This window comes from Sphingobacterium arenae, assembly GCF_014692505.1.
Lineage (GTDB): Bacteria > Bacteroidota > Bacteroidia > Sphingobacteriales > Sphingobacteriaceae > Sphingobacterium > Sphingobacterium arenae.
In genome coordinates this window covers 227,713-241,824 of record NZ_JACNYK010000001.1, presented here as the reverse complement: position 1 = coordinate 241,824, position 14,112 = coordinate 227,713, and the positions used below count along the sequence as shown (strand labels likewise).

10 protein-coding genes are annotated in these 14,112 nt (G+C 40.0%); 4 read left to right on the top strand and 6 right to left on the bottom strand.

From position 1 onward, the window contains the following. Nucleotides 1-3: 3 nt before the first annotated feature. From H8B17_RS01080 to dnaN, 6 genes are all read right to left on the bottom strand, one after another. Nucleotides 4-1,530 carry a RagB/SusD family nutrient uptake outer membrane protein gene (locus tag H8B17_RS01080; RefSeq protein WP_190307334.1) on the bottom strand — a complete coding sequence of 509 codons (1,527 nt, stop codon included), beginning with the start codon at nucleotides 1,528-1,530 and terminating at the stop codon, nucleotides 4-6. A gap of 16 nt (nucleotides 1,531-1,546) precedes the next feature. Continuing rightward, nucleotides 1,547-4,801, bottom strand: a complete 3,255-nt coding sequence (locus tag H8B17_RS01075; RefSeq protein WP_190307333.1) for a SusC/RagA family TonB-linked outer membrane protein — start codon at nucleotides 4,799-4,801, stop codon at nucleotides 1,547-1,549. A gap of 18 nt (nucleotides 4,802-4,819) precedes the next feature. Next, nucleotides 4,820-6,775: a fasciclin domain-containing protein gene (locus H8B17_RS01070; protein ID WP_148918061.1), complete on the bottom strand. Its 1,956-nt coding sequence runs from the start codon at nucleotides 6,773-6,775 to the stop codon at nucleotides 4,820-4,822. Between the two features lie 454 nt (nucleotides 6,776-7,229). Further along, a complete protein-coding gene (locus H8B17_RS01065) occupies nucleotides 7,230-7,922 on the bottom strand; it encodes a FadR/GntR family transcriptional regulator (RefSeq protein WP_148918060.1) in 693 nt (230 codons plus the stop codon). A gap of 220 nt (nucleotides 7,923-8,142) precedes the next feature. After that, nucleotides 8,143-8,811: a DedA family protein gene (locus H8B17_RS01060; RefSeq protein ID WP_190307332.1), complete on the bottom strand. Its 669-nt coding sequence runs from the start codon at nucleotides 8,809-8,811 to the stop codon at nucleotides 8,143-8,145. 10 nt (nucleotides 8,812-8,821) lie between these two features. Continuing rightward, nucleotides 8,822-9,943: a DNA polymerase III subunit beta gene (dnaN, locus tag H8B17_RS01055; RefSeq protein WP_190307331.1), complete on the bottom strand. Its 1,122-nt coding sequence runs from the start codon at nucleotides 9,941-9,943 to the stop codon at nucleotides 8,822-8,824. A gap of 124 nt (nucleotides 9,944-10,067) precedes the next feature. On the opposite strand from dnaN, the gene H8B17_RS01050 reads away from it, so the two are divergent. The 4 genes from H8B17_RS01050 to lpxK are packed head-to-tail and all read left to right on the top strand — an operon-like array spanning nucleotide 10,068 to nucleotide 14,088. Further along, on the top strand, nucleotides 10,068-11,210 hold the full coding sequence (locus tag H8B17_RS01050; RefSeq protein WP_190307330.1) for a DNA polymerase III subunit: 1,143 nt from the start codon (nucleotides 10,068-10,070) through the stop codon (nucleotides 11,208-11,210). Between the two features lie 11 nt (nucleotides 11,211-11,221). Continuing rightward, on the top strand, nucleotides 11,222-12,556 hold the full coding sequence (locus H8B17_RS01045; protein WP_190307329.1) for a PSP1 domain-containing protein: 1,335 nt from the start codon (nucleotides 11,222-11,224) through the stop codon (nucleotides 12,554-12,556). A gap of 33 nt (nucleotides 12,557-12,589) precedes the next feature. Further along, entirely contained in the window at nucleotides 12,590-13,054 is a 465-nt protein-coding gene (locus H8B17_RS01040; protein WP_190307328.1) for a gliding motility lipoprotein GldH, read from the top strand. After that, nucleotides 13,054-14,088 (top strand): tetraacyldisaccharide 4'-kinase, encoded by a 1,035-nt coding sequence (gene lpxK, locus H8B17_RS01035; RefSeq protein ID WP_190307327.1) that lies wholly within the window; start codon nucleotides 13,054-13,056, stop codon nucleotides 14,086-14,088. The genes H8B17_RS01040 and lpxK overlap by 1 nt, the downstream gene beginning before the upstream one ends. Nucleotides 14,089-14,112 lie beyond the last annotated feature (24 nt).

Below are 14,112 nucleotides of genomic sequence, written 5' to 3'. Positions count from 1 at the left end.
TAATTATTTATTTTTATAAAAATCTTTTTGTTGAAGCAATTGGTTCCTCTCCACTTCTGTTCGGTGATAAGGTAGGAACCAGCTTTCAGTATCCAATAGTCTGGCACGAATTACCTGATAGCTTCGCCCCATAGCATGATTTGTGGCTGCTTTTTCAATAAGGATATTCTCATATCCGGGCCTCCGGGATATACGCACAGCTGCAAACCACTCTTTGCCTTCAAACCCTAACTCAAATTCTCTCTCCATCAAAAGCCAGGAAAAGAATTCAATTCCCTGTCCGGCTTCTCCCGGAGTAAGGTCAGGCAGGTCGCAGTGTTTACGGATTATATTTATGATAGCTTCTGCTTTTTCATATTCATTATTCATGGCGTATGCTTCTGCTTTCATAAACATGATTTCGCGATAACGATAGAAGATATAATGCGCAACACGATCACTTTGATTCCTGTATGACCGCTGATAAGGCGCCTGTCCAAGAAATTTGTAAACTTCATATGCCGGTCTATACCCGTTAGAAGCTTCGGTAAGCGTAAATGCACTATAGTTTTTTAACCGGATCGTATCAGCGGAAAAATGTTCAGGTATGGCGGCGGAATAAAGAAGTTCCCCTGCATTTATTAGTATATTAGTTCTATTGGCAAGATAAATATCCCTGGTATTATCGTGATAGGCAAACCAACCGTATAATGGGGATGATGGTCCGTTCTCCATATATTGAAATTCAAAAATAGACTCAGGAGAGTTTCCAGGACTGAAAATAGTATACCAGGCAGACGGCTCTACCAATTTATCTGCGTAGGACGCATCGAGCATCTCGCAAAGATCAATACATGCATCATACTCATTTCGCCAAAGTTTAACATCCGCCATCATGGCCAATACAGCATTCTTCGTTACACGGCCAAATCGGTGAAAATTATTTGTAAATGTTTGGGGGGCTGCATCTAAGGCAAAGCTCAAATCTTCTTCAATGAAATCAAGAACCTCATTTTCAGATGAAGCTGCAACACTCATATTTTGCGTATCCGATTCATACGGCTCTTTTATAATCGGAACCTCCTTAAAAGCACGTACCAGATAGAAATAGTATAGCGCACGTAATGCATGTGCTTCACCCAGCATATTGTCTAATTCTTCTTTTTTAAAAGTAGGGTCATGTTGGAGCGCAGCAGGGGCATTTTTAATAAATGCATTTATCCATCCTATTGATCTGTATATATTTCCCCAATTCAGCAATGAGTTTTCAGTATATATATCATGCGATATGAATTGCGTATGAGTCGAAGTGGCCTGACTACCCGGCGCGTATAAACTGGACCGGATATCCCCCCAGGCCTGGAACAAATTAACACAGTTGTTAAATGACGTATATAATCCATTTAATGAGGATTGAACCTGATCCCTGTTCTGCCAAAATTCATCTTTAACCAAGTTGTCAGGCTGTCCTACCTCTAAAAACTTATCGCAGGCAGATATAAAAAGAATCAACCCTAACAACCCGCATTTAATCTTATTCGATATTTTCATTGTCTTCATGTTAAAATTAAAGTGTTGCTCTCAATCCGATTGTAAATTGTCTCGGAGGTGCTGTGGTATTATTATCTACCCCTGGCATGGTAATGTTTCCATTAATGGGAACTTCTGGGTCAACACCAAGGTATTTAGTCCATGTATAGAGATTGTAGGTTGTTAAGAATACGCTTGCATTCTTAAGACCCAGCCTCATCACCGATCTCCGATCAAAATTATAAGATACTGAGACGGATTTTAAGCGCAGGTAAGAAGCGTCTTCTACCCATCTGGTAGATGCTGCCTGGTTCCATTCCGCTAACCTCTCCGCGCGGGGCATATCACTTATATCACCCTGTGTTCTCCAGCGGGCTGTAACGGACTGCGCTTGATTTCTCGAATCATGCATCTTCTCTACGTTTTTGCGACTCAAGTTTATTACATCATGACCATACTTGTATTCAAATTGCACTAATAACTGCAGATTTCGATAATCAAAGGTATTGTTCCAGCCTCCGAAAAATAGAGGGCTGCTGTTTCCTATTTGAACCTTATCCAACTCATTAATAATACCATCCCCGTTAATATCATCATATATCATATCTCCACCTCTAAACTGGTGACCTGAATTGGATCCGAAACGCATCTGTTTAGGTGTAACCCCATCTGCTTGAAAAATGATTTCTCCGTTGTTGTCCCTTAAAATAGCATCATCGTCTCTCGCGTAAACTCCCCGCGCACGATGGCCGTAAAATGCCCCAATCACATCACCGGCTTGTAGCTTTGATACAAAACCATCTCTTGTGCTTTGCCATGAAGCTGCATCAAGGTTGTCGGGAAGGCTCAGGATTCTATTCCGGTTGGTGGCGATATTGAATTGCGTCCGCCAGCTAATACCGGTTGCAGTTCGCTCTTTAATTACCCCAGTTATACCGAACTCTAGTCCGGAATTGCGAACGGAACCAAAATTAATCCATTGTTTGGTAAATCCCAACGTCGAAGAGAGTGTCTCTTCTAATAGCAAATCATCCGTAGTCTTATTATAATAATCAACCGATGCTTCAATTCTGTTCTTAAACAGGTGGAAATCCAAACCATAGTTAAATTCCGTACTGGTTTCCGGTTTAATCTTATCGTAGGCCATTTTAGACGGATAGGTATAGGGATCGCCTAAATAACCTGTTCCGGTAGAATAGGCAACATCTGTCAAATTAACGAGTCTTCTTGGAAGGTTACCCGACACCCCGAAAGAAAAACGGGGCTTTAAATGATCGATCCATTTTGGTAAAGCAAGGAACTCCTCTTTAGCCATATCCCATGCCAATCCCAATGTCGGATAAATAATATAGGGGTTATCCTTTCCCTGTCTGGAATTGGCCTCAAGGTTTGCGGAAGTCGTTATGAAAACCCTATCACGCCATCCATAATGCCCGTGTAATATAAACCCTACCTCTCTTTCATCCCCGAATTTACCTTCAGCCGAAGCAATTAAAGCCGAAGCATCCGAAGATCGCAAATGAGGCGATGATCCGTTATTATAACTCAATAAGGTTGAATTAAATGTTTCAGCTCTCACTTTAAAAATACCGGTCATCAACAATCGGTGATTGGTTTTATTAAGAGCGGCCCATGATAATCTGTTTGTATTGTTCAGTAACAGCTGTCCTCCCTCACCATGCAAGCCCGCATTATACAAAACTTCTCCTGGTAATGCAGCTGTTGCATATCCGGGCAGGAAATATTCGTCAGAAGATTCGCGGAAATCCACGGCTATCTGTGAGCGAAAATCAAGGTTCTTAATAATATTATAGTCTATTGCGGTAGAAGCTTGAAATCGATTTGCTTTTGTAAGATTAGTAGAGTAATCAATTATCGCTAACGGGTTATAACGAGATGTGTAAGAGGCGGAGGCGGCTCTCTCGACAAAATAATCTAATCCATTTCGCGAATAAACGGGAAAAAATGCAGCCATCTCCCGTGCATAAGTGATCGGTGAAATTTCAGAATTTATATTGGTACTATTTCCTGCCTCTATTACGCCGCTTTCATTTATCGGGTGCCTCTGCCCTCTTTTATCGGTTAATGAATTTGTATATGATAGATCTGCCGTAATCTTTAACTTATTAGAAACTCTATAATCAATATTAAAAACGTTATTGAACCTGTCGTATCCTGTCCCTTTTGTCGTTCCGTATTGATTGGTATAGCCCAGTCCCCAATAGTATCTTACACGCTCCCCCCCGCCACTTAAATTGGCGTTGTATTGCTGATTATAACCGGTCCTGGTAATCACGTCCATCCAATCGGTATTATTATTATATTTCCATGCATCATCCCTGGTAAGATCACCGCGCAGCTCCCGCAGAAAACTTCCGTCATCAACACCCGATCTGTAACTTTCAAGAGAAAAAAGACGCTGTTCATCTCCGGACATCATCGGAATTGTATTTGGCACCTGCGTGGTCGTAAATTTTGATGATAAACTAAAAATCGGTTTGCCCTGCTTACCTCGCTTCGTTTTAATCACAATTACTCCATTTGACCCCCTTGACCCGTATAAAGCTGTAGCAGAGGCATCCTTTAATATGTCAATATGCTCTATATCAGAGGGGTCGATATCGCCAATCGGACTAAAACCAAAGTCTGCTATACTCGAAACATTGAAGTCATTACCAATCACTTCTCTTCCATCAACAATCCATAACGGATCATTTATACCGGAAATACTCGAAACTCCCCGAATACGCACCGTACCCGCGGCTCCGGGATCACCACTCGCCGCCGTAATTTGCAAACCAGCGGCATTACCCTGAATGAGTTGTTCTATATTCGTTACAGGAGCATTGCGCAAATCAGTTAGATCTATACTTGCAACAGCACTGCTGAGCTCCTTTTTATTTATCGATAGCATGCCCATGTCGGCCCCTTCATTTTCCCTAGCCATAATAACGACCTCCTCTAATTCGCTACTTGAGGGTAGCAGAACCACTTCGAAGCGATTCCGGCTGCTTATTGTAAATTCCTGCGGATTATATCCGATAAAAGTGAATTTTATTTTTGCGGCATCCGCATGTTTTTTAATCTGAAACTTACCCGATGCATCGGTTCTTACCGCATTTAATACTAGATCATTCCGATTTACCAGCATTACTGTTGCTTCCGGAAACACAACATCCTTGGTTTCGTTATAAACGATACCTGTTATTACATCTGTTTGTGCAAAAACATCTTGACTTAAATGGTAAAATAACCCAGTAAGAATGCAAATATTTCGTAGTATTTTGTTCATTTCTTAATTATTTCTGCGTTAAAAAGTCTCGTTAACTTTGTGGACAACGCCATTGCTCCCTTGTACATTAGCAGCTGTAAGTGGCGTAGGTTTTATTGCTTTTTGCGAATAGGTCATACTAAAACTTTCCCAGGCACCGGAAAAAGATACCATCCCGCCATTCTTGTTAGGAATAAGCCCACCTTGTGTTACGCCGTCTGTAAACACGTATCGGTTAGGAATTACATAATTACCAACAAAAGCGCGCATTTGCTCGGGTGTCGAGGTGGCTACATTAATTCCTGCAGCTTGCATTGCTGTATTGGTTGGCGCAAAAATAGTATAGGTAAAGAAGCCGGTTAAATTTAATTCCGACTCAAGCCCCGCCTTGATAATTGCGTTTTTAAACTGAGCATATTCCGGATCTGCAGCAATTAAAGCAAAAACAGTCCGGGTTAAATCCGCCGGATCCATGGGATTTAAAAAACCATCAATTTCAAAAATAGCTCCATTGCCTTTTTCCCACACGGGGTTGGCTGACAACAACGAAACTGAGTTTCCGGTATAATCGAAAAACTTGTTATTGTCAAACAATATCCAGCCAAATTCTGTTGGATAATATCGTTTTCTAAATCCTCCATCCTTTCTGACATCAATATTAAAAATTCCGGTTCTACATTCCGTTCGTCTTATTTCACGGTCGGCAGCTGCCAAATCTTCCGCAGCAGGTCCTGTCCAAAATTCATCTGGTTGGACAAGGATTGTTTTATCAGCATGCTGATAATATAGCCCATCTGTCAGCCCATCTTCCAGATTAGTGCTTCTAAACATCTGTACCCACTGATTGTAAAACTTCTCCCTCATATAGACTCCACCCTCGACACTGTGTAATATGGGGGACTCAACTACTTTATTCACTTTATAAATAACACTATTGCTCGATAAAACAGAACCTACTATTGTTGGAGCAATTTTACTCACTTCCTGAGGGAAACCTCCCACTCTGATCTTCGGATTATCTCTTACAACATCACTTTTAAACCATGGCTCTGCGAGAAGAGCAGTTCTAATCACTTGTGTTCTTACAAATTCAGGAACTGAATCAAGCGTGCCAGGCGTGCCACCAAAATGCTGTGAATAAGGTGTAAAATATGCAAGCATCGCTTCGTCTGTGGGAGCAAATACGGTCGAAAGTACTGATTCGTCAGCAACATTCCGGACACTCGAATAGGCTCTAATCAAGGTTGTATCCACCCATCCGAATTGATCTCTCGGGCCTAGAATATAACTAACATGCCCTTCCAGCCATTTACTAAATGTCGATATTTCTCCATCCAGGGCAGCTGCGGCATCGGTTATCGGCAACTCTGGCAATGGTGATGTAAGTACATGAATTACGCCATTTGCCGCACTGATATCATATTTGATTTCGTGCACTTTAGCTGATTCTATTGTAAATCCACCGCCATCAATATTATAGATAGCTTTATAGTCATCTGCCTGCACATTAAAAAACGGCTGCGTGAAAATCCGGACTGATTTAGGGTTCACCAGAACACCTTCTGCCCGCGTGGTATAATACGTTGCTTTGGTTGCGGCCAGGCTCCCCTCCGCGGCATTACTATACCGCTTCTCGATATCATACTTATAATACATTCCGTTTATAAAATGAGCATTTACATATTGCCGAAGCAGTGATTCCGGAACTTCATCTATTGTTCGAAAACCATTTGCTTCAACAAAAACTTGAACGTGTTCATTAGTTGGTGCCAAACACGTATATATTGCAGCCTCTCCTAATGCTTTTCTAAGCCCTATTTTATCAATAATTTTGACAAAGTCTAACAATTCCGGATCTTCACCTAGCGTCTCAACAATGTTTTTATCGACCCTTGCTATGGGATTATAATGTTCATCAAACTTCTTTGAACAGGATACTCCAAGTATGGTCAGAAAGACGTATGACAGTATGAAATATTTATCTATTTGTTTCATGGCTGGCTTATTAATAATGGACAGTAATATGTTCCGAAGATTATCGGCTTATTAATAATTTTTGCGTTCATAGTTTATAACGAAAAGGTTTAATCTTAGTTAAGTAGTTATGTACTACATGTCAAATGTATAAGTTAATATTTATAAATCCAAATGTTTCATAATTTTTTATTTTTCCAGCTATCATTCAGACGGTTTTTCATCCTCTTTCGGACCCTGAAATAAAATTTAAAAACAATGCCTATAGCGTTAATAAATAGCTATTTACCACCATCTGAAATCTTCGTGTTTGGATTTAAAATTGATTGGTTTCTAGTGGTTATATAACACAATATAAAAAGAGGGAAGTATCTTTTATATATCCAGATATTTTCAGAGTTGTTTTTTGTACGCTTAGCTAAACAAAAAAGCCTGCAAATTGCAAGCTTTTAGTAATTAATAGATCGTAAATCAATCAGACTTTCTTAAGTCTATCGAAATGCGGTTGTAAATGAGCTTGCATCCCGCTTTTAAACTCTTCGATCGTTCCCGTTTTTAAAATCTGAACGAGATCCATATGGTTTATTTTTCCTATCGTCGGCTTCTTTTCAAGCGTAACCACATAATCGAAAATGGGTAGCAACATAATCTGAAACCTTTTTAACGTATCATTTCCCGACATTTCATAAAGCTTGCCATGAAATGCAATTTCATTTTTAATTCTGAAAGAATTATCGTGGTTAATTTCTTTCTTCGCTATATTTTCTAATTCAATAATATCTTTATCGGTTTTTCTAATATAGATCAAATCAGCAAGACCCGTTTCCAATACCAGTCGAAGCTCAAAAATATCCTGAAGTGTTTCTTTATCTATAATAAGGGGATCCAATACCCGTTCGAAAGTTCCTAGTATATCTGGTCTAGCCAACACCATTCCCCGTTTTTTCTTGGTTTCTATCATGCCCAGCATACGCAATCTGCTCAGCGCTTCCCGCAATACATTTCTACTTACACCCAAAGCTTCAGCAAGTTCTATTTCCTTTGGTAATGCGTCGCCAGGAACGAAGGATTTCTTTTTTAGGTATTCTCTTAATCTGACCTCAACAATATCTGCCATCGTATTTGACGCAATTGGAGCGAGGTCTTTAGTTAAATCGTCTACAGCCATAACTTAATAATTCTCCAAAAATAGGCTATTTTTTGTTAATATGTACTACAATATATGAAATTCATCAATTCTCTCCCAGATAATCAATCGTCTCATTAATAAAGCTGGGTTTTTCGGCACAAAGTTTCTGCAATGATCTAATCTTGATCCTGGCGAAGGAGAGAAAGGTCTTCGTCTGGTGAGAGCATTTTGGAACTATTTTCAGTGAAAAAAGGAAGCCTTATGGTTCCTTTTTTAGTTTTTTGCTGCTTATCTTTTCTTTGACTACCTCAAAAATAATCGGTAGAACAGAAAGGAAAATAATGAGTAACACTACTTTCGAAAAGTTGTCCCGAATTATAGGAATATTACCTAAAAAATACCCAGCCAACGTGATACCTACGACCCATAAAAAGCCCCCAACGACATTATACGTTAAAAATGTGCCATAATGCATTCTCCCGATTCCCCCCACAAATGGCGCTAAGGTTCGTACAATGGGCACAAAACGAGCAATAACAATTGTTTTGCTGCCATATTTTTCATAAAAAGAATGCGTTTTTTCGATCTGTTCGTCTTTTACTACGCGTTTTCCAAACAACTTAAACTTCGTTATCTGCATACCAAAGCGCCTCCCGATAGAATAATTCATTGAATCTCCTGCAATAGCGGCAACCAAGAGAAGGGCTATCAGAATCCATACATTCAATTCATTGGGCTGTGCGGCCAACATACCGGCAGCAAACAAAAGGGAGTCTCCCGGTAAAAAAGGCATGACGACAACGCCAGTTTCTATAAAAATAATCAAGAACAGGATAAGGTATGTCCAAGTCTGATAATCATTCACAATCTCCACAAGGTGCTTATCGATATGGAGCACAAAATCTATTAAAGAATATACTACTTCCAAAATGACAAGTTTATATATTATTCAACATAACCGGCATCACCAACATCAAAATATCTTCGTTGTCTTCTTTTATAGCAGGAATCAATAACCCGGCTCTATTTGGTGTACTCATTTCAATAACGACCTCGCTTGAATTCAAATTGCTTAACATTTCGACCAAAAATTTCGCATTAAATCCGATTTCCATATCCTCACCCTCAAATTGGCAATTTAAACGTTCGTGTGCTTCGTTCGAGAAATCGAGATCTTCTGCGGAGATATGTAATTCGCTGCCGGAAATCTTCAATCTTACCTGGTGGGTCGTCTTATTCGCAAAGATAACCACGCGGCGCAACGTATTCAAAAACAACAATCGGTCTACCGTTAACTTGTTCGGATTAACTTGAGGGATAACCGCTTCGTAGTCTGGATAGCGCTCATCAATAAGCCGGCATATCAAATGGATATTTCCGAATTGGAAAAACGCATTGGTGTTATTATATTCAATGGAAACAGTGGCATCATCAGACGGAAGCGAAGATTTTAATAGTGTTAGCGCCTTCTTTGGCAAAATAAAAGACGTTGGCTTTTCCGATCGTACATCGGTACGACGATAGCGAACTAATTTATGGGCATCCGTAGACACAAACGTGATGTTTTGTTCGGTCAACTGAACTAACACCCCGGACATCGCCGGACGCAATTCATCGTTGCTCACGGCAAAGAGCGTTTTGGTAATGGCTTCTGAAAGAATAGGTGCATTTAGTTCCACCGTAGAAACATCGTCAACTACCGGAATTTTTGGAAAATCATCCGCATTTTCTCCGCTTAATTTATACTTACCATCACCAGCACTAATCTCAATAGCCAATGTATTGGTATCCACAGAAAATGCCACAGGCTGATCAGGAAGCGTTTTTAATGTTTCTATCAAAATTTTAGAGGGCATAGCCACTCGTCCTTCTTCCTTTGCTTCTATTTGCAAAGAAGTAACCATACTCGTCTGTAAATCCGTTGCCGAAATGGTCAATAAATTATCTTTAATTTCAAACAAAAAATTTTCAAGAATAGGTAGCACTGTACTGCTACTTGAAGCTCCGCTAATTGATTGTAGTTGTTTTAATAAAATTGACGTGGATACAATAAATCTCATTTCCTGAATTTTATAGATTTTTTATATGCAATATTACACAAAAGAATCTATATTTTATACACTGAATACGTGTTAATTCTTATAGCGAATTAATTAATTAGTACCTTTGTAGGGTTATATAGACATGCAGTTCAAGGATATTATAGGTCAGCATACGATTAAGAGGCATCTGGTTCAAACCGTAAGAGAAAACCGGGTAAGCCATGCACAGTTGTTTCTCGGCCCCGAGGGTTCGGGAAGTTTGGCTTTAGCTGTTGCTTACGCGCAATACATCAACTGCGAAAACCCATCGGAAAACGATAGCTGTGGCACTTGTAGCTCCTGTCGGAAATATCAAAAACTGATCCATCCCGACCTCCATTTTTCTTATCCGTTTTTTGCGAGTGGAGAAAAAGATGTCGCCACCGTTTATATGGACGCGTGGCGCACGGCTTTTCTGGGCAATCCCTATATGGGCCTGGATTATTGGCGTCATCAGCTAGAAGCGGGCAACAAACAGGCAAACATCAATATCGCAGAAGCCCACGATATTATAAAAAAGCTTAGCCTAAAAGCGTTTGAAAGTGAATACAAGGTATTAGTGTTGTGGCTTCCCGAATATCTCCAAACACAAGGAAACGCTTTATTAAAGTTGATTGAGGAACCGCCCGAGAAAACACTTTTTCTACTCGTGTCGGAAAATCAAGACGGCATATTAAATACCATCATATCGCGTACGCAGCTTGTAAAAATTCCGAAGCTTTCCTCCGATGATACTAAACAGTATCTCATAACGGATAAAGCGATTTCCGAAGATCGAGCAAATGAAATTGCCTTCATAGCCGACGGCAACTTACAAACGGCAGTAAACCTCCTTGAAGAAGACACACACCCTTATTTTGATTTGCTCATTAGCTGGTTAAGATTCGTTGTAACCGATTCCGGATTGAATATTATCCGTTTTTGCGAAGAGGATTTTCCTCGGTTAGGACGAGAAAACCAAAAAAATTATTTACTTTACACCATTAATGTGTTCCGTCAAGTGCTATTAATGCAAACAAGGCTTTCGCAATTAGTACTTTTAAACGGAAAAGAGTTGGATTTTGTCCAGAAGTTCAGCGAAAACTTTAAAAAAGAGCAATTGGAACTTGCTGTAGGACTGCTGGAAAAAACACATTATAAGGTAGAGCGCAATGCTAATCCGAAAATTTTATTTTTAGATTTATCTTTGCAATTAGTTTTAATATTTAAATATCAAACGTTCCCACAAGGGACTCAATATATATAAAAGGAAAGAATATGGGATGTGGTAATTGCTCATCCGGTGGTGGGTGCGGTAGTGGTTCTACCGGGAAAACACCAGCAGGTTGTCAAAATAATGGCTCTTGCATGACCAGCGGATGTAATAAACTAGATGTATACGACTGGCTTTCCGACATGGATTTGCCGGCAAACTATAAACCATTCAATATTGTAGAAGTACGATTTAAAGGTTCGCGCAAGGATTTCTACATCAACACGGACAACCTTTATCTTGAAATGGGCGAAATGGTTGTCGTCGAGCCCTCCACAGGAGGATATGATGTTGGACATGTGTCATTAACCGGTGAATTGGTTCGTTTACAGTTGAAGAAAAATAATGTAAAGCCGGAAACGGTCGCTAAAAAGATATATCGGAAACCCACGGAAGCGGACGTACAAAAATATAACGCCGCCAAAGAACTGGAGTGGGAAACCATGCATCGTGCGAGAAAGCTTGCTTTGGATCTAGGCTTATCCATGAAAATTTCGGATGTGGATTATCAGGGTGATAAAACCAAGGCAACCTTCTATTATACTGCGGAGGGGCGGGTTGATTTTCGGGAGTTAATCAAACGTATGGCTGAGGCGTTTCGTATCCGCATCGAAATGCGACAGATTGGGATGCGCCAAGAAGCAAGTCGGTTGGGTGGACTGGGTTCCTGTGGTCGGGAGCTTTGCTGTTCCACTTGGTTGACAGATTTTAAAACGGTTTCTACATCGGCAGCGAGGTATCAAAATCTTTCATTGAATACCCTTAAGCTAGCGGGGCAATGTGGTAAATTGAAGTGCTGCCTTAATTACGAATTGGATAGCTATATGGATGCCTTAAGGGATATCCCCACCAACGTCGATCGATTAGACACAGAAGCGGGAACAGCATTTTTGCAGAAGACAGATATATTCAAAAAAGTCATGTGGTACGCTTATCCGGGAGCCGAAAGCTGGATCCCGTTGGAAGTATATAAAGTACGTGAATATGCGGAAATGAACAAAGAAGGCCGCAAATCACAAGACCTAAAAATTCACCAAGAACCTGTTGAAGAAATAGAAAAACCGATCTCCTATGACTACGAAAATGTGGTAGGACAAGACTCGTTAACACGGCTAGATGAAAAGAATAAAAAAAGAAGAAAAAAGAAACCCAAAAATAAACAAGAAACATCCGCGGGAGGGAACAAAATTGAATCGTTAAAGAAAATTGTATCAAATGAAAAAAAGGTAGCTTCTCCAACAACGGAATCTGCCAACGGCGACAAACCAAAAAAACGGCTCCATCGGAATAAAAATAGAAACAGGAACAAAACACCAAATAATAATAAAGGCGATAGCTAAAAGACTTTATTCGTCAATAGAAGAATAACAAATATGATACTACGTAAAAAGGTTGTCGGGTTTAGTCTGCTATTTTTTATGCTAGCTTGTACTAACCGCCCTTTTTACGACGTTTACCAATCGATAGAAAATAGACAGTGGCATCGTCACGAGAAACAAGTATTTCAAGTACACATAAGCGAAAACAGTACACCGTATGATGTGTGGGTATATCTAAGACATACAAGTGAATACAACTTTGCTAATTTATCTTTTCTGTCCCACGAAACGGGACCAGGGCTAAAGAACACATCTTATAAACATGAACTTAGGCTAGCCACTTCTGATGGGCGCTGGACGGGAAAAGGTGCAGGCAATCTTTATGAAAATAAATTTCTTTTGAAGGAAAATTATATTTTCCCCGATACAGGCACGTATATTTTTGAGATCGAGCAAAACATGCAAGAAAACCCGATACGGAATGTAACAGATATTGGTTTAAAAATTGTCATAGACTAATGGTAAGATTTATTCGTTGGTTACTTTTTCCGGTTACCGCTTTATATGCAGGGATTGTACTCATTCGAAACTGGGCTTACGATAACCAGATTTTAAAAAGTACTTCCTTTCGTTTTCCGGTCGTAGTTATCGGAAACCTGTCCGTTGGCGGCACGGGCAAAAGTCCAATGACAGAATATATTCTTCGGTTAGTTAAGCCCTACCTAAATGTGGCCGTTCTTAGTCGAGGATATGGAAGAAAAACCAAAGGCTTCCGGTATGTGGAGGTGCATGATTCTGCTAAACTCGTCGGAGACGAACCTCTTCAGATAAAACGTAAATTTCCAGATTCGACGGTAACCGTTTGTGAAGATCGGGTGTTTGGTATTCAACAGATTCAAAACCATGTTGATGCTGTGCTTTTGGATGATGCCTACCAACATCGAAAACTACGTCCAAGCTTTTCGATATTGCTGTTAGACTATGAATCATTGCAGCAGCCTGTTATTCCGTTACCTACAGGCGATTTCCGAGAAATGTTACCTGCCTGTAAGCGTGCGAATATTGTTGTAGTTACCAAATGTCCGGATGAAATTCCTGCGGAAGGAAGATTCACGATAGAGTCTAAATTACGTGCATATACAACAGCGCCGTTGTTTTATTCCAAAATAGCCTACCAAAAGCTACAAAAAACGAACGGGACAATATTGGACGATATCGATCTAAAAAAAACGGTTGCTCTAATTGTAACGGGGATAGCAAAGCCGCAACCCCTATTATCCTATCTAAAGCCACGATTCAAAAAAATCATTTCTTTAGCATATCCAGATCATCATTCTTTTTCACTGGCCGATCTTCAGAAAATCAGTCAAACCTTTCAAGATATTGATGCTTCAAAAAAAATCATAATCACAACAGAAAAAGATATACAGCGACTTCCTCCCTCCTTTATTACCCAACACCCCCTCTATTTTCTTCCTATCGAACAATCATTTTTATTTGACCAGGCAAATACATTTGACGCCATGGTGAAACGGGCATTTGTTTTACAATAGACAATCTTCGTCTTCAGACAAGCT

What these genes read in the sequence shown, in the direction of transcription:
- H8B17_RS01080 (WP_190307334.1), bottom strand. Translation starts at nt 1,530, where the DNA reads ATGAAAATATCGAATAAGATTAAATGCGGGTTGTTAGGGTTGATTCTT.
- H8B17_RS01075 (WP_190307333.1), bottom strand. Translation starts at nt 4,801, where the DNA reads ATGAACAAAATACTACGAAATATTTGCATTCTTACTGGGTTATTTTAC.
- H8B17_RS01070 (WP_148918061.1), bottom strand. Translation starts at nt 6,775, where the DNA reads ATGAAACAAATAGATAAATATTTCATACTGTCATACGTCTTTCTGACC.
- H8B17_RS01065 (WP_148918060.1), bottom strand. Translation starts at nt 7,922, where the DNA reads ATGGCTGTAGACGATTTAACTAAAGACCTCGCTCCAATTGCGTCAAAT.
- dnaN (WP_190307331.1), bottom strand. Translation starts at nt 9,943, where the DNA reads ATGAGATTTATTGTATCCACGTCAATTTTATTAAAACAACTACAATCA.
- H8B17_RS01050 (WP_190307330.1), top strand. Translation starts at nt 10,068, where the DNA reads ATGCAGTTCAAGGATATTATAGGTCAGCATACGATTAAGAGGCATCTG.
- H8B17_RS01045 (WP_190307329.1), top strand. Translation starts at nt 11,222, where the DNA reads ATGGGATGTGGTAATTGCTCATCCGGTGGTGGGTGCGGTAGTGGTTCT.
- H8B17_RS01040 (WP_190307328.1), top strand. Translation starts at nt 12,590, where the DNA reads ATGATACTACGTAAAAAGGTTGTCGGGTTTAGTCTGCTATTTTTTATG.
- lpxK (WP_190307327.1), top strand. Translation starts at nt 13,054, where the DNA reads ATGGTAAGATTTATTCGTTGGTTACTTTTTCCGGTTACCGCTTTATAT.